Raw genomic sequence first — 17,231 nt, 5'->3', positions numbered from 1 at the left:
ATTATCTTTTCATTACAAATTCATCATAGTTCATTAAAGTGGATGCAACAACGGTCAATGACGCAATTTCTGCTATTGAATCTTCAACTTTTATTTCAAACTCTCCGATATCGAGTAACTTTCTCGCACTTTCTTTATCATTCTGGTACATTTTTAATTCATCCCGATATAACCCTTCCATTATTTCTTTTTCCTTCTGACTTGCTTCTCGCGAAACCAAGGCTATGTACAGTAGATCCAATTGATCATCAAAATTACCTGTTGACTTTTGATGGACGGTCAAGGCAAGAACTTTTGAGGCCTCAAGATATTGAGGGTCATTCATCAACACTAATGACTGAAGCGGGGTAGCCGTTTTTTGTCGATTGACTGTGCATAAGTAGCGATCTGGTGCGTCAAAGTTTAACATGGATGGTGGCGGAGCACTGCGCTTCCATATAGTGTACAGACTTCGCCGATATAAATCCTCACCACTTCCCTGGTGATATTCAGTTGCGTTACGAGTAGCCAAAGCTTCCCAGATTCCGTCAGGTTGATAAGGGTACACACTTGGACCTCCTAAAGAATCTACTAACAGACCAGAAGAGGCAAGCGCATGATCTCTAATCATTTCTGCAGATAGACGATGTGCGGGAAACCTGCTGTAATATTGATTTCCAGGATCTTTTTTCAGGTGTTCTTCACTCGCTACCGAGCTTTGCTGATAGGTTGAAGAAAGTAAAATCTTTCGAATAAGTCTTTTAGTATCCCATCCATTTTCCATAAAGTCTATGGCAAGATGGTCCAACAATTTGGGATGCGTGGGCAGATTACCTTGATTTCCGAAATCCTCCTGAGTTGAAACAAGACCTTTACCAAATAGCATACTCCATATTCTATTGACATGGACTCTTGAAGTCAATGGGTTTTGTGAACTTACGGTCCATTCTGCAAGATCCATCCTGCTGGATATTGCTGAGGTATCTGTCGATGCACCAATTGCTTTAAACTTTGAAGGTGTTGCCGGTTTCACCATTTCTAGTGGCGAATCATACATCCCTCGATCTAAAATATATGCCGGGCGATACTCCTTTTTCTCACCCATCACCATCACTTCCAAAACATCCGTAGAGATCAGATTTTCTTGCTTTCGAACTTCGGTAATTTGTGCCAACACTTCATTGAACCGCTCATTCTTTCCGCTTAACAAATAATACTCTACCAATTTATCGTCACTGATCGAAAGCATCGAACGTGCTCCAGCAATTTTTTCCACCTCTACTTGCGATAGTTCACGATTAAAAACCATCAATTCATCCATGGCCACATTCTTGGTAGATCGCTCTTTTTCTTTCCCTAGAATAAAAGGAAAACTCGACCAATTGCTTCCATATCTACCGTGTTGCAAGCTTTTATTTAGATTGTCTTCGTGAAGGAAGTAATCAGGCACTTGACCATCAATATAAAATCTTAAACCATCAGCTCTACTGCTTCCATCGTAAGTCATTACGATATTGGTCCATTCATTGACCTTAACCTTATCTATAGTCTGATAATCAATACAATTGTCCGGCCAAACATGATTCAGCTGGAAGTTCAAAGTTCCGTCTTCGTTGAGTTTACATATCCAACCTCTGTAACCTTCAAAATCACCATTGGTATTATTAAAAATCGGTCCCTTTTCCCCTTCTTTCAATACTTTAATCCATATACTGACAGAAAATGGCTGATATCGATCATAATCCATTCGTCTGTTGAACCTTACACCACAGTCGCCAAGAAATTGAAGTCCATTACCCCTATATCCTTCCACGATCATAGGTTTACTGGCTTCGTCACCAAAGATCGCTGCATCTGGTTTAGAAGAAACGCTATCGACATAGGCAGTTGTGGTGCCGCTGTTCCCGATTCCAGCCCAACCTGAAGATTTTTCACCATCCAAATTCAACTTTCTTTTCTCCACTTCTAAAGCCTCTTCAAAGTCAAATTGTGCTACTTTACCATATTCTACTTCAATTTCATTACCAGCTTCATCCAACCACGTTTTGAGATCAGCTTTATAGTTTTCAGATACCAATTGTTCTTCCAATTCTGAAATATGAGATTGAAGAGAATCAAGCTGTTTCTTCTCATGAGGAGTAGGTAGCATCACTGTCGGTGCAGCTTCTCCATTATACGGCACTATTCCAGAATCGTTATTATTATTGAAGTAGGCCGAAAGAGCATAGTAGTCTTTTTGTGTAATGGGATCGTATTTGTGGTCATGACACCTTGCACACTCCATGGTCAGACCTAAAATAGCCTTTCCATAGGTGTTTGTTCTATCTGCTACATATTCAACACGGTATTCCTCTTCCACAACACCACCTTCCTGAGTCTGTGGATGGTTTCTATTGAAACTGGTTGCCAGAACCTGAGCGTTCGTAGCATTAGGAATAAGATCACCTGCCAATTGTTCTGTAAGAAATTGATCATAAGGCATGTTATCGTTAAAGGCATCTATGACCCAGGTTCTCCATGGCCAACTGTTCCTGAGACCGTCGTCCTGATATCCATGGGTGTCTGCGTAGCGGGCAGCATCAAGCCAAATGGATGCCATCCTTTCTCCATATTCGGGTCTACTTAATAACTCATCGATGGTTTTCTCATAGACTTGAGGATCCGAACTTTTTACGAATTTTTCAATCTCCTCTACTGTTGGTGGAAGACCAGTAATGTCAAGACTTATTCTTCGAAGCAGTGTTGTTTTATCCGCTTGGTGTGATGGATTTATACCATGCTCTTCCATCTTATTGAGGATAAAAAAGTCTATGTCCTGAGTCGGCCAAGTTTCATTTTTTGTTTTAGGGATTTTATTTTTCGAGGGTGGGTTAAAGGACCAGTGTTCTTGATATTCAGCGCCCTCCTCAATCCATTTGGTGATGATTGCTTTTTCTCGGTCAGTCAGTTGTAGATTTGACTCTGGAGGTGGCATCATATAATCAATGTCGTCAGAAATCATCCTTAGAAATACTTCGCTTTTGCCAGGATTTCCTGCAGTTATGGAATGGCTGGCTACACTTTGTTCACTTAATACAGTTGAAGTAGCATTTTTTCTGATATCAATTCGAAAATCAGCTTTCCTCTGATTGGCATCTGGACCGTGACATTTATAACATCGATCTGAAAGAATCGGTTTGACATGGATATTGTAGTCTATCCTATCCGGAAGACTTGCCAGTTCTAACTTTATGTTTTCAGGAACTGATTCAGAGCATGCGGATAACATGATCAATGATATGCATACCAAAAAATATCTAGTCATAGCTACTTGCCTCTTAGCATGAAAATAATTATTTCCCTATAAAGAATGCCAATAACAGAAAGTTTCCTTTTAAAAGGTTAGTTTTTAGCGGGTTTCGAATAAGCCGGAGGAGAGATATCGTTACTCCTTCCCTTTATTTGTTGCATCAAGATTTCTACAGCTCTTTCAAGTTGGGGATCTCTTCCATTATTTAATGACTGGGCATCTTGCCTCACCGGAACATCAGGAGCTATCCCTTTATTCTCACCGATCCACTCGTTGTTAATGGGATCAAATACAGCATTATCAGGTGCGGTCAAGGCACCACCATCGATCAATCCATAATGTACGGACGACTTAACCAATCCTCCCCAGGTGGTTGCACCCACCAATTGACCAGCGTTTTGTTGTCGGAATACCCAGGGGAAAAAATCACCACCTGAACCTGCCATCTCATTAATTAATAAAACTTTTGGCCCCAGAATGCCTTGTGGAAGCCTCATGGGTTGACCATTTGGGACTTCATTGGTGATGGCAGCTCTTAAGCTTCTGGTCATCAAATCGACCATATAGTCATCCAATAGACCTCCACCATTGAAACGTTCATCGATGACAGCGCCCAATTTATCCTGCTGGGCAAAATAATAGCGATTGAATGACACGAAACCCGGTCCACCAGTGTTCGGCACCCATACATAAGCCAGTTTCCCGTTTGATAATTCGTCAACCATTCTTCTATTATCTTCCACCCATGCGCGCTGCCTAAGCGCATTTTCGCTTGATATGGGTTTAACAATCTCTGTCCATGAACCTTCGAATGTAGGTTCTGAATTCAAGTGCACCACAGTCTGATTACCTCTGGTCCCATCCAGGGCGAAATAGGGATCTTGATCCGCTGTCAATTCTCTACCATTTATACCCACAAGGTAAAAGCCCTCTTTGACATCAACATCCGGCCTATCTAATGGACTGGACAAATTGGGATTCCAACTTTCGGTATTAAAAATTCGTGTAATCTTCCATCTGCCTTGATCTGCCACCAGGTCAGCTCCTAATAAACCCACTTTATCGTCGTCTGTTTCTGGATAGTCACCACCAAAAACGAAACTATGTCCAACAGACAACTCGCCATTCATCTGGTCCAGTACATAGGTAAGATCATATCTATGCTTGATAAAAGGAACTAAAGGAGCATATCTTTGATACACAACATCCCAGTCTCTGCCGTGCAGATCGGGATCATAGAAATAATCTCTTTGGTATCGCCACGCTTCCTCAAAGATTTGTTTCCATTCTGAGGATCTATCCAATTTCATATCCAGATCAATCTTTAAGGACTTCCCATCCTTGCCGCTTGGCCCTCCTGTTCCCGTAATTTTCCAGTCGTTACCTACCTGAACCAACATGTTTTTACCATCATATGTAGATTCAAACCATCTAACACCATCCAAAAACTCTTTTGCTTCTCTGTCTTTCAAACTAAATTTATGCAAGACAGCCCCCCTGGAATCTGGTTTTCTTTCTGCAATAAATACATGTCCTTCTGGCCCTCTGTCCGTTGCTCTATAATTAGCGACAGGTAAAGGTAAGGCTATGGTTCTTCTTTCGACATTTTCAAAATCTATCTTCATAGGTTGCTTTTCATCGTCAACCTTTTCTTTAGAATCAGATTCAGAATCTTTGTCCTCCTGACTATCTTTATCTTTTGAAATATCCTCCTCTTCCTTTTCGTCTTCTTCCTGTATCTCTTCTTCATCACTTTCCGGAATAAAAGGAGATTCATCATCAGCATCAAGATTAATAAGGTAAGCCGCATATTCAGGGCGAGCAGTCATAGCACTGGTATTGGCCCAGCCTGATCCCAATGCAAGGTCTGTGCTCGCTAAGAAATAAAGATGCTTCTCATTTAAGTCCCACGTGGGTGAAAATGCATCCGCAAAACTATTGGTCAGCGGCTTTGCTTCACCGCTATCCATTGAATATACTTTGATTTGACGGAATCCATTACCTGCAGTTTTGGTATAAGCAATCCATTTTGAATCTGGCGACCAACTGATATCCATATTTCCACGTTCCAAATTCATACCTCCTACATCAGCTGTAATTATTTCTTCTGTTTCCAAATTTACTATCTTTAACCGTACGTCATCATCCCCAAAAGCGATGTATTGACCATCCGGGGACCAGGCAGGTTCCCACCCCAATTTAGATTCCCCCAGAGAGATTTTTTTATGGATGGTCAGACCATCTTGCGAAGCAAGAATGAGTTGGTAACCATCTCCGTCCATATCAGAAAACCATGCAATCTGATCACCTTCTGGAGACCAAATGGGTCGTCGATCAGCTGTTCCGGAAGATAATGTTATGTTTCGTGTATTTCCCTTTTCTGCGGGAACAGTAAACAATTCGCCTCTTGCCTCTAGAATGGCTCTTTTAGCATTGGGTGATATGGCGGCATTCCCGGCTGATCTGCCTACATCCTCCCATTTTGTCTCAGCCCAGGGATAATCTCCCTTCACAGAGATGGTCAATTTTTGAACATCTCCAGACATCAGATCATAGAGATGCAAATACCCATCTCTTTCAAAAGCTAATTTATCTTGAGTACCAGATAGCCATTTGATGTCAGAACCTTCAAATTCAGTCAATTGCTCTATTTCCTGATCATCAACACTATAAGACAAGATATTCATCACTCCATCTCTGTCAGACAAAAAGTAAATCTTGTCTCCTACCCAAGTTGGGTGTATGTCTGTAGTTTTATCATGGGGCAATAAGACCTCTTCATTAGAGTCAAGATCTAATATGATGAGTGGTGTATTTTGACCACCTCTGTAACCGCGCCACTCTGAATCCCATCGACTCACCTTGTCTAATGCAATGCGCTGGCCATCAGCTGAGAATGAGCCATCGAATCCCCATTGTTGATTAAGAAGTTCCGATGGTCCCCCATTTTTGTTAACCGTCCAAAGTCGATTATATCTCGTAGGCGCAGATTCTCGTGAAGAAGAATACAGAATCTTGCTTCCATCAGGAGTCCAACCTCTGACCAACGCGGGGGCAGGATACCAGGTCAATCGCTCTGGGGTGCCTCCTTCTATTGAAACAGTATAAACAGATGGTCCTCCTGTTCTATTGGAAGTAAAAGCCACTGTGAGTCCATCAGGTGAAAGGTGAGGTGCACTTTCTATAGCGGCAGTGGAAGTTAATCGTTTTACGGTTTGATCCTGCAAATTCATAGCCCAAATATCCGCGGCATATGCAAATACAAGATGCTTTTCACCCAGATCAGGTGATCGGAGTAAACGTGTCTCTTGTGCTTTAAGGGAGTATGTGAAGAGGATTAGAGCTAGAAAAGGAAATATCGCTTTCATCAGTTGAATTTTAGCTAACTAATGTATCACTTTTGCCTCTAATTGACTTAATTTATAGATAAAGTATGTTTGAAAAGCGATAGGATATCTGTTCATTTGGATAGCTTCAAAACTTCGGTGTGGTTTATTTATATTGGAAGCTATATGTAGCCCATTGACATAAAAAAACCCTCAGATAAAATCCGAGGGCTTTTTATTATTCGCAATCTATAAGATGATCTTACATCATTCCTGGCATTCCTCCACCACCATGCATGTGAGGTGCTCCCCCAGCTTCAGGCTCAGGTTTGTCACTGATCACACACTCAGTAGTCAAAATCATCCCCGCGATCGATCCTGCATTTTCAAGAGCAATTCTGGTTACTTTTGTTGGATCAATTACTCCAGCTTTTTTCAGATCTTCATACTTGTCCGTTCTGGCATTGTAGCCGTACGCACCTTTGTTGTCCATGACTTGACGAAGGACAACAGATCCTTCCACTCCAGCATTGTCAGCTATAATTCTCAACGGCGCTTCTAATGCTTTTCTGACGATCTGAATTCCAATTTTTTCATCTTCGTTTTCGCCCTTCACCTTGTTCAATGAATCAATGGCTCTAACCAAAGCAACACCACCACCGGGAACAATTCCTTCTTCCACAGCAGCTCTTGTCGCATGTAGTGCATCGTCAACCCTGTCTTTCTTCTCCTTCATCTCCACCTCTGTGGCTGCACCTACATAAAGTACGGCAACACCTCCTGCCAATTTTGCAAGTCTTTCCTGTAACTTCTCTCTATCGTAATCAGATGTAGTAGTTTCAATCTGAGACTTAATCTGATTGATTCTTGCCTGAATGGCATCGTTCTCACCGGCACCATTGACAATGGTCGTATTATCTTTATCAACCGTAATTTTCTCAGCAGTACCCAAATGCTCTAAATCAGCATTTTCTAACTTATAACCTTTCTCTTCAGAAATCACGGTACCTCCAGTTAGGATAGCGATATCTTCAAGCATTGCCTTTCTTCTATCACCGAATCCAGGTGCTTTAACAGCGACGATTTTAAGCTGTGCTCTCAACCTGTTCACCACTAAAACTCCTAAAGCCTGAGACTCAATGTCTTCCGCAATAATTAGTAAAGGTCTGTTTGCTCCTACCGCTTTCTCTAACACAGGGAGAATATCCTGCATATTAGAGATCTTCTTATCATGAATCAGGATGTATGGATTTTCATACTCAGTCACCATATCGTCCGCATTGGTCACGAAATATGGAGAAAGATATCCTCTATCAAACTGCATCCCAAGTACTTCATCTACATAAGTATCTGTTCCTTTAGCTTCTTCAACAGTAATTACACCGTCTTTTGAAACTCTTTTCATTGCGTCAGCAATTAAAGAACCAATCTCATTGTCATTGTTAGCGGAAATAGATCCAACCTGCTTTATCTTTTCAAAGTCGTCACCGATCACCTCCGTTTGCTTTTCAAGATCTTTAATGACAGCTTTTACGGCTTTATCAATTCCTCTTTTAAGATCCATTGGATTGGCGCCCGCAGTAACATTTTTCATTCCGGCAGTTACCATAGCTTGTGCAAGAACGGTGGCAGTAGTAGTACCATCACCTGCTATATCAGCAGTTTTGGACGCTACTTCTTTCACCATCTGGGCACCCATGTTTTGTACAGGATTTTCTAACTCGATCTCTTTTGCAACTGTGACACCATCCTTTGTGATAGACGGAGCACCAAAGCTCTTTTGAATAATTACATTTCTTCCTTTTGGCCCTAACGTTACTTTAACAGCATTGGCTAGTGCATCTATACCTGATTTTAGCTGTTCACGTGCTTCGGAATCAAAGCTAATCTCTTTAGACATATCTAAATCTTTTTTTCGTTTAAAAATAAATTGGTTAAAATAATGTGTTATAGAACGACTAGTATGTCATCCTCTCTCATGATGAGGTAGTCCTCACCTTCATAGTTCAACTCCTGACCGGCGTATTTTCCATATAGTACAATATCACCTTCAGCAACAGTCATTAAATTTCCATCTTTCCCTGGACCTACAGCAATCACCTCACCTCTTTGAGGTTTCTCTTTAGCCGTGTCAGGAATGATAATTCCCCCTTTCGTTTTCTCTTCAGCCGGGGCTGGCTTAACTACCACTCTATCGTTGATTGGCTTCATTTTATAAAAAGTTTTTAGTTTGATAATTCTATTTACACCCACTATACATCATTTTGTGTGCCAATGGGTGCTTTTATGACATTTTTGCAGTTATTCGGAAAATCAGCTGAAGTCCCTGAATTTATTGCAGCTTTGCTTGCCATTTTGGCAAAAAAAAAAGCCACGTTTAACGTGGCCCTGATAAGTTAATTTTTATTGGGATTGGAGCGGAACCAAACTTCCGTCGCCCACTGATTGTCCGTTTACAACTAAAACAGTAACTATACACATTGCAAAAAGTGCAATAGCAAGACCCCAAGTCAGTTTTTCTATAAAGTCAGTAGACTTTGCAGCTCCAAACATTTGGTTTGCACCTTGTCCTCCAAAAGTAGAGTCAACTCCCCCACCTTTAGGGTTTTGGATCAACACGACAAGCATCAAAAGTATGCATATCAGAGCAATAATAACGGTTAAAAAATTTACCATTTTACTTTAATTTTTCAATTTGAAGTGCAAAGAAACTACTTTTTTCTGGAAATATCAAACTTAACTTTTCATACATGTCTTTTGCTTTCTCCTTATGCCCTTGCTGCGCCAGGATGTTCGCCAATGCCTCCGTAACAATCTCATCTTTCTTAATCACACTCCTTTCGATCTTCTTTTCCAATTTTGATTTCTTCTTTTTCTTCTTTTTCTTTTTCTTTTTTTCAACGGTAGTTAGATCTGAGAGACTTAATACCCATTGAGCAAAATCTGAAAGGTCTTCTGTTTCGAATTGTACCACCTCTGGTTCCTGTGCGGTGAGGCTTTCTATTTTACTTGACGATTCAACTGACTCCTCTCGGGCATCCATTGACAGATTTACGTCTTTACCGTCTTCCTGACTAATTGTATCTCCTGATTGTGGTGCCCCATAACCTTCGATATTCATTTCTAATTCAGAGTGCGTCATTCTTTCCTGCAGGTAAGCTCTATCAACTGCATAGAAAGAGGCTTTATGATAGACATTCATATCATCCACAAATCCTTCGAGTTGGTGTTTTTTAGCCATTAGGAAATGGACTACCTGGCTGTATGGGTATTTATCCCTCCATTCCCCAAGCTTTTCCAGACTGAGGTCATGAATTCTGTTAAGGTCCTCAAGATAATATGCTAGATCTTTATCTTCCATGCTTACCAATCTGCGAAGGATTTGTTGAAAATCTGTTCAATAATTTGTTCGTAAATGTCAGCAATAGCTTGATCCTGGACGCTCAGGAGGTCCTGATCAGGAGAAAAATCGAAATTTTGACTAAAAGTTTGTTTCCAGCTTAAGTCTTCATTCCGATGATTTGTGTATTCTACGGCAACCGATACTCTTAATCTATTCAACGAACTCTCTTGATCGCGAGTGGGTGCCAATTGCTGAAGTGTAAAGCTGGAAATACTCCCATTGAATTCCACATCTGGGTCAGTATCGTTGGCCACTAATTTAGTTTGCTGATTGATCTTATTTTTTAAATCCTCTGTAAAAACTTGATTGATTAGTGGAGGAGCATTACGGGCCTTCAGGTCAAAATTGGCAACATAATAACTTTCGACATTTTCAGGAATAGTGATACCGTTCAATGTATAGCAACTAGCCATAGTGATGAATGTCAATGTATATATTAAAACTCTGATCATAATACTTTCATAACAAATTAGGATTGAGCAATGGTTACTTGCTAAATCTCATATTCTTTAATCTTCCTATACAACGTTCTCTCGGATATGCCTAGTTCATCTGCTGCATCCTTTCTTCGACCACTATGTTTTTTCAGGGCTTTTTTAATCCACTCCTTTTGCATTTCGTCAAGGGATAGATTTTCCTCGATTACCTCGGATTGCTGATATCCACCTTGTTTATTTTGGTCAATTAAAATGGGACGATCATCATTGTTAAAATCATGCCGGACTTCATCAGAACCATTATTTCTGTATTCTGCAAATTTTTCTGGTAGCCGATCCACGCTATTCGAAAAGTTGTTCATATTCGGAAACTCAAGATTATTGGTCTGAATGAGTTCGAATACAAGTGACTTTAAGTCATTGAGGTCACTTTTCATTTCAAATAAAAGCTTGTACAAAATTTCCCTTTCTTCGAATCCTGGTGTGCTTCCGGAGTTGGGGATGCTTGGCAAATTCCGCTGAGTGATATTGGGGATAAGTGTAATCAATTGTTCCGCAGAAATTTGTGCATTATCACTTAGCACGCTTAATTGTTCCACTACATTTTTAAGTTCGCGAATATTTCCCGGCCAGTTGTAGTTTTCAATCAGCATTCGTGCTCTTTCGTCGAGCCTAATGATCTCAGTGTTGTATTTGTCAGAAAAATCGACAGCAAAACGCCTGAACAGAATGAATATATCTTCTGGCCTTTCCCTTAATGGGGGAATATGAATGGGAACTGTATTTAATCGATAAAAAAGATCTTCTCTAAATTTACCTGCCTTGATCTTATCCTTGAGGTCCACATTGGTAGCAGCGATGACCCTGACATCTGTTTTATGCACCACAGAGGATCCCACTTTAACAAATTCGCCGTTTTCCAGGACCCTCAGCAAATACGCTTGAGTGTCTAATGGCATTTCTCCGATTTCATCCAAAAAGATGGTTCCATTATCAGCCGTTTCGAAATAACCTTTTCTATCACTGGTCGCACCGGTAAAAGCGCCTTTCTCATGCCCAAAAAGTTCTGAATTGATCGTACCTTCAGGGATGGCACCACAGTTGATCGCAATCAATTGATTGTGTTTTCTGGGACTGAGATGATGAATGACTTTTGAAAAGATTTCTTTTCCGACACCACTTTCTCCTGTGATCAAAACAGTTAAATCCGTGCTGGCCACTCTCGATGCCGTACTTAATGCATGTTCAAGTGATGGAGATCTGCCTACTATCCCAAACCTCTGTTTTATTGCTTGTAAACTGCTCATCTCTCTTTAGGTCTTGTTCTTGAAATATTACTTTGGTTGAATAGTTGTACAGATTGTGCTCTTGAATTTTTCAATTGATAATAGACAAATGCAGGTAATGTCAATGTAACCAACCAAATGAAACCCATTTGAAGCAGAACTATAGTCATAATCATAAAGATAGATACAGCCAATATGATGTAAAGTATTGTGTTCGATGTTCCCTCTTCCGCCATTACTTCATTGACATGATATTCTTTGTCAATGTGGCAATGGGAACATGTGGCATAGAAATATCTGCCGAGTTCATCTTCTAACTCGTGTCTTGAAGGAGCATTTGATTTTATTTTAAATGCCTTCTGACAATTTTTACAGATTAATTTTCTAATCATATCAATTACAGACTATATACTCTGCCAGGCTAGTCAATTCACCTTGCCCAGGGACCGGCAAAACTTTCGGGACTTGCAAATTCTATTTACCATGTACTCACACCCATCTACATTGTGAATCACGCTGCCTCGGGACTGGCAAATTCCATTTGCATCCTTCTCTAACCTTCGACAATCTCCCCAATCAAGGTAGCACTCGTACTGGTTTTCACTTTTACCTTACAATAATCTCCAGGCTTCAATCCTTTTTTCTTTGGAAAAACCAGCTGCTTGTTTTGGCTGTTCCTACCCTTGAAATCTTGATCAGACTTTTTCGAGTCCCCTTCGATTAAAACCTCGAATACCTTTCCAACATCCTTTGCATTCAAATTGTGCGAGATCTGGTTTTGCAACCTTATCACCTCATTTAAACGCCGTTTTTTCACTTCCAATGGAACATCATCCTCATATTTTCTAGCAGCCAATGTACCTGGTCTTTCACTATAGAAAAACATATACGACATTGAATATTGAGTATACTCAATCATTGATAAAGTATCCTGATGCTCCTCTTCTGTTTCTGTACAAAATCCTGTAATCACATCGGAAGAAATAGCACAATCCGGTATAATTTCGTAAATTCTGTCCACTTTGTTTTTGTACCATTCGCGATCGTAAGTTCGATTCATCAACTCCAGAATACGGGAGTTGCCTGACTGCACGGGTAAGTGAATATACTTACATATATTTTTATATTTCGCCATGGTATAAAGCACATCATCTGTGATATCTTTAGGGTGAGAAGTGCTGAATCTCACTCTTAACAAAGGATCAACTTGCGCTACCATTTCCAACAATTGAGCGAAAATGGTCACAGCTTCAGTTTCCGGATTGGTCCATTTGAATGAATCAACATTTTGTCCAAGAAGCGTCACTTCCCTGTATCCCCTGTCAAATAAATCCTGAGCTTCAGCTACAATAGTAAAGGGATTTCTTGATCGCTCTCTGCCCCTGGTAAAGGGAACAACACAGAAAGAGCACATGTTATCGCAACCTCTCATAATGGAAATGAAGCCACTAACTCCATTGGAATCCAATCGCAGGGGAGAAATATCTGCATAGGTTTCTTCGCGGCTCAACAACACATTAACCCCTTTCTGACCATCCTCCGCTCCTGAAATCAACTTTGGCAGATCACGATATGCATCCGGTCCTACGACAATATCTACCAATTTCTCTTCATCCAGAAACTTAGCTTTTAACCTTTCTGCCATGCAACCTAGTACTCCTACGAGCATTTCAGGCTTTTGCTCTTTCAGTTTGTCAAAAATTCTCAACCGTCTTCTTACGGTATCTTCGGCCTTCTCGCGAATTGAACAGGTATTGATCAGAATGAGATTCGCTTCCTCCATATTGCGAGTCGCAGAAAATCCCTCCTCAGCGAGAATGGATGCGACGATTTCAGAATCAGAAAAATTCATCTGACAGCCATAGCTTTCTATATAAAAAGACTTCCCATTGGCCTCCAATGGCTCCACACCCGTTAAAGCTTCACCTTGTTTTGACTCATCGATGATCTTAGTGAGTCCTACCAACGTTGGATTATCATTATACATTTCTGTTCATTATCTATTTAAAAAGGAATGCAAAACTACTCAAAATGTTTCTATTTATGACAAAATGACAGGAGGTTGTTTTGCATGAAATATTGATTATTAAATAATTGATTTATCAATATTTTAAAAAATTGTGTAAAGTAAGAGTGGATTTGAACGCAGCAGATCAAACTAAATATCGTTATAGTCACTTGAAATAAAACTCAATCATGAAAGGTCAATTAATTCTAATAGTAATACTTTTAACAGTAATAGTTAAACTATCATCCCAAAATTTATTACAGAAATCAATTCAAAACCATAGGCATGGCTTTTTACTTACTACCAATACAGCACTTTCCGGTAGTGCTATCAAATTTCGACCTGGTTTAGGAATAGGTTATGGTTACTTTAAAGACAAATATAATTTGAAATCACTTATCGAATACAGCCGGTGGAGTGAACAGAAGGAAGAGTATTCAATAAATGAGTTTAGATTTAATTTCCGTTATGAGTACGAAAGATATCTAAGTAATTGGTTTAGTATCACAACATTTTTGACTCCAGACTTTCGCTATAATGATCAATTTTATCCGGATAACGATCCCAGGAATGTTTCAGAAGTCACCTTTGCTCTTGGTTTAGGCATCTGTCCAAGAATTTATCAGGTGAGCGATCATTTTTATTACTCATTTGGTCTTGATTTACCACTTTTAGAAACCGGTTATTTTCAGGGCGATGGTCCAGATCCTGATCTGGATGACCTTGATACTTTCAGACAGGGCATAGATACAAGACTATTATCTAGAGAAGTCAGAGCACACGCCACTTTCGGATATAGGTTCTAGTCAATTTAATAAGTAGGGCAGGCAATTTACTTAACTATTGGACAAATTTCAATCCTTATTTTATATTAAGTACAGAATTTATACCGTCGGATCATTAGAAACTAGCAAGACTGATTTCCCTCCTTACCTATTCATAGCAGGTACTTAAAGACTATCATTATAAGTTCCTGTCTTTATTGATTTCAATCTACTTTATCCATTAGAATCTGTGTCAATCGAGATTTTAAAACCAGCTCAGGTTTATTTTTCTATACCTGTGTATTTAGGATAGATTGCCCTATACCCAAAGGCCCGTGCAGTGGGTGCCAGAACGGAAGCTAAGCCTTTTTGAAACCCTCTCGGTAAGTTTGCTAAAAGGGAAGGACTTTCTAAGTATTTCAAAGTAACCATAGCTTGCAGGAAAGGAAGCTTACCATTCTTTACCTTTCCATCATTGATCATTCCAAAAAAGTTTTCAAGAAAATAATCTACATCAAGAGCAGGTGATATGGTTTGGATATATGTAGCTGGTTTATCATCAATATTGTAGTGGTTATGGGGTACATTTTTAGGTAAGGTTATCTCTTCGCCTTCATTGAGAAAACCTTGATCACCATTAATAAAGTAGACCATTCGACCTGAAAGCATTTTAAAATTTTCTTCTTGAACAATGTGGATATGATCATCGATCGTTTGTCCCTTACTTTTAAGTGTAACTCTTATAGATACGCGTTCGCCATTGGTGTCCTTAGCTGTTTCCAGAAATTCAATGGTGTCTCCTGAAAATTTATCAATTAATACTTGACCTTTAGTTGGCATGACATAAGTTTTAAAAAATTATATATTAAGGTTTAATGTTGCTGATTTGTAAAATGGATGGCCTTCGCCAAATTCGAAATCGCAATCCAAATTTGGCGAATGATGCCAACCATGATCTCTTTTAATCACATATTAATTCTCCTATTGAATAAGACGTAAAAGTAGCTTTGATCGGACCACTTGTCTCATCAAATACAAAATTGGTAGTGAAACAAATTCTGCCAGGGAATTCCCGTAAGTAATTATCAATGACTTCGACAACTCCATATTGCTCTACCTGTAATGAAGCATCTATTATTTCATATTGGCAATTGTCGACACCGAATTGCCTTGTATCTAAGCAAACCTCGATAATTGGGCTAGGGCAAAATCTAATGAAAGTAGGAATACCAACGGTCTCTGTAACATCTACTTCTGTACATTCTCCTACTGGGCCATTATATATAGCAGTTGGCAATAATTCGCACTCTTCATCGCCATTGACACAATCATTGTCTATACCATCACCGCAAATTTCTATAGCGCCGGGATTTATTTCTGATGCGTTGGCACTATCCTCATCACAATCACCCATTCCGTTTAGGCCAGTGAAACCACAACCATTTTCCGGAACATAGCCGTCGCCATCCGGATCGTCTAGTCTAACGTCTCCATGACTCTGGTGATCTGGCCAGGCATTTAAATTGATATATAAAATTTTGTAGGTGCCATCATCTGGACTGAAATGACAAATATCAATTTTTGGAACTTCTTTATACTGCATTTCGAACGAATTTTTCTCAGCAGGTAAGAGGTCTAGACTTCCTTTTTCGCAACTTATGGCGAAAAGCAAAGCGAATAATGGAATAAATAATCTTTTCATTTTAAATTTTTTGAAGTCAATAATATTTCAGCAAGTATGACGGTTCACACCAGTTTAGCAAAGGGATATAGGATGAAACAGGTGAAATATTGAGTGAGTGGCGGATATTTTGAGTGAGTGCAAAAGCTAATCTCACGTAGAATGATAAATAGAATGTATTGAATCTATGGACTATGTATAATGAAGCTATTATTATCAATTTAAGTTTCAACCACTAAATAGTCTGTAGTCGTCTCATTAACCCGGATCGTAGGGATTTACTAATTGGTAATGCTTTTCTGGCGATGACCAAGTGAGTTTCAGCCACTTCATCGATTTGTTTAAGATTGACAATGTAGGAGCGATGAATTCTAAAGAAATGTGAATCAGGAAGTTTAGCTTCCATGGTTTTTAATGTCGTGGCTAAAAGGTAGGATTTTTCTTTGGAGAAGATCCTACTGTAGTTGCTATCGGCTTCGATGTAAAGAATGTGTTCTATTTCAAGCTTTACCATTCTCTCTTTGTGCCTTACGAAGATTCGATCTTTTATTTTAAGCGGTTCATCCTTGACAAGGATAGAAATATCTTTTGGAGCGCTCGATCTTTTTTCCGTCAATGCTACTGAATCAATGGCAAACTTTAGACTTTGTTTGGTAAAAGGATAGCAGATTACATTATGATTATTCTTTTGTTTCATCGCTTCTTCATGTTGCTCCGAATCCATTAAATAACAGATCGGTATGGTCATTTCAGAAATGACCTTTTTGGTTTTGGTGGGCTGAGCGTGATTTTTTTCTCCATCTGCCTCGGCGAGGATATCTTGTAGAAATCCTGTTCTGAAATCAAAAATGACCAATTCTGCTTCAGTATTAGTAATCAGAGCATTGATATTACTTATTGATTCTTCGATACCTGTAATTGAATAACCCATCTGAACCAACCATAGAGATAGCTCTGCAGCTATCTTTTTGTCAATGGTTACTATAATTACTTTTAGTCTATCAGTCAAATTTTTGATCTTTGTAATACAGAAATGACCTTCGAAATACTTCGTTAGG

At 39.5% G+C, this 17,231-nt stretch carries 14 protein-coding genes; 1 reads left to right on the top strand and 13 read right to left on the bottom strand.

The features are described 5' to 3' along the window. Window position 1: 1 nt before the first annotated feature. From L2567_RS03625 to miaB, 10 genes are all read right to left on the bottom strand, one after another. Window positions 2–3,283, bottom strand: a complete 3,282-nt coding sequence (locus L2567_RS03625) for a DUF1553 domain-containing protein (RefSeq protein WP_235296334.1) — start codon at window positions 3,281–3,283, stop codon at window positions 2–4. Window positions 3,284–3,360: 77 nt separating this feature from the next. Next, entirely contained in the window at window positions 3,361–6,636 is a 3,276-nt protein-coding gene (locus L2567_RS03620) for a S41 family peptidase (protein WP_235296333.1), read from the bottom strand. Between the two features lie 220 nt (window positions 6,637–6,856). Continuing rightward, window positions 6,857–8,494 (bottom strand): chaperonin GroEL, encoded by a 1,638-nt coding sequence (groL, locus tag L2567_RS03615; RefSeq protein ID WP_235296332.1) that lies wholly within the window; start codon window positions 8,492–8,494, stop codon window positions 6,857–6,859. 47 nt (window positions 8,495–8,541) lie between these two features. Next, window positions 8,542–8,805: a co-chaperone GroES gene (locus L2567_RS03610; protein WP_235296331.1), complete on the bottom strand. Its 264-nt coding sequence runs from the start codon at window positions 8,803–8,805 to the stop codon at window positions 8,542–8,544. Window positions 8,806–8,997: 192 nt separating this feature from the next. Further along, window positions 8,998–9,270 carry a preprotein translocase subunit SecG gene (gene secG / locus L2567_RS03605; RefSeq protein WP_235296330.1) on the bottom strand — a complete coding sequence of 91 codons (273 nt, stop codon included), beginning with the start codon at window positions 9,268–9,270 and terminating at the stop codon, window positions 8,998–9,000. 1 nt (window position 9,271) lies between these two features. Further along, the gene (locus tag L2567_RS03600) at window positions 9,272–9,955 is read right to left on the bottom strand and encodes a hypothetical protein (RefSeq protein ID WP_235296329.1); all 684 of its coding nucleotides are present in this window, start codon (window positions 9,953–9,955) and stop codon (window positions 9,272–9,274) included. Between the two features lie 2 nt (window positions 9,956–9,957). After that, the gene (gene lptE / locus L2567_RS03595) at window positions 9,958–10,410 is read right to left on the bottom strand and encodes an LPS assembly lipoprotein LptE (protein ID WP_235296328.1); all 453 of its coding nucleotides are present in this window, start codon (window positions 10,408–10,410) and stop codon (window positions 9,958–9,960) included. An 80-nt stretch (window positions 10,411–10,490) separates the two neighbouring features. Next, window positions 10,491–11,741 carry a sigma-54 interaction domain-containing protein gene (locus L2567_RS03590; RefSeq protein ID WP_235296327.1) on the bottom strand — a complete coding sequence of 417 codons (1,251 nt, stop codon included), beginning with the start codon at window positions 11,739–11,741 and terminating at the stop codon, window positions 10,491–10,493. Continuing rightward, entirely contained in the window at window positions 11,738–12,112 is a 375-nt protein-coding gene (locus L2567_RS03585) for a hypothetical protein (RefSeq protein WP_235296326.1), read from the bottom strand. The genes L2567_RS03590 and L2567_RS03585 overlap by 4 nt, the downstream gene beginning before the upstream one ends. A gap of 161 nt (window positions 12,113–12,273) precedes the next feature. Continuing rightward, on the bottom strand, window positions 12,274–13,707 hold the full coding sequence (gene miaB / locus L2567_RS03580) for a tRNA (N6-isopentenyl adenosine(37)-C2)-methylthiotransferase MiaB (protein ID WP_235296325.1): 1,434 nt from the start codon (window positions 13,705–13,707) through the stop codon (window positions 12,274–12,276). A 209-nt stretch (window positions 13,708–13,916) separates the two neighbouring features. On the opposite strand from miaB, the gene L2567_RS03575 reads away from it, so the two are divergent. Continuing rightward, window positions 13,917–14,534 (top strand): hypothetical protein, encoded by a 618-nt coding sequence (locus L2567_RS03575; RefSeq protein WP_235296324.1) that lies wholly within the window; start codon window positions 13,917–13,919, stop codon window positions 14,532–14,534. Window positions 14,535–14,774: 240 nt separating this feature from the next. Here the strand turns inward: L2567_RS03575 and L2567_RS03570 are convergent, their stop codons facing one another. From L2567_RS03570 to L2567_RS03560, 3 genes are all read right to left on the bottom strand, one after another. After that, window positions 14,775–15,332 (bottom strand): cupin domain-containing protein, encoded by a 558-nt coding sequence (locus L2567_RS03570; protein WP_235296323.1) that lies wholly within the window; start codon window positions 15,330–15,332, stop codon window positions 14,775–14,777. 121 nt (window positions 15,333–15,453) lie between these two features. Further along, complete coding sequence (locus L2567_RS03565; RefSeq protein WP_235296322.1) at window positions 15,454–16,194, bottom strand: putative metal-binding motif-containing protein; 741 nt, start codon at window positions 16,192–16,194, stop codon at window positions 15,454–15,456. Window positions 16,195–16,408: 214 nt separating this feature from the next. Beyond that, window positions 16,409–17,182: a LytR/AlgR family response regulator transcription factor gene (locus tag L2567_RS03560; RefSeq protein ID WP_235296321.1), complete on the bottom strand. Its 774-nt coding sequence runs from the start codon at window positions 17,180–17,182 to the stop codon at window positions 16,409–16,411. Between the last annotated feature and the right edge of the window lie 49 nt (window positions 17,183–17,231).

The sequence above is a fragment of the Portibacter marinus genome (assembly GCF_021533195.1).
GTDB classification, from domain to species: Bacteria; Bacteroidota; Bacteroidia; order Chitinophagales; family Saprospiraceae; genus Portibacter; species Portibacter marinus.
Note: the sequence above shows the minus strand (reverse complement) of the source record. Positions and strands in the feature narration are given on the sequence as shown.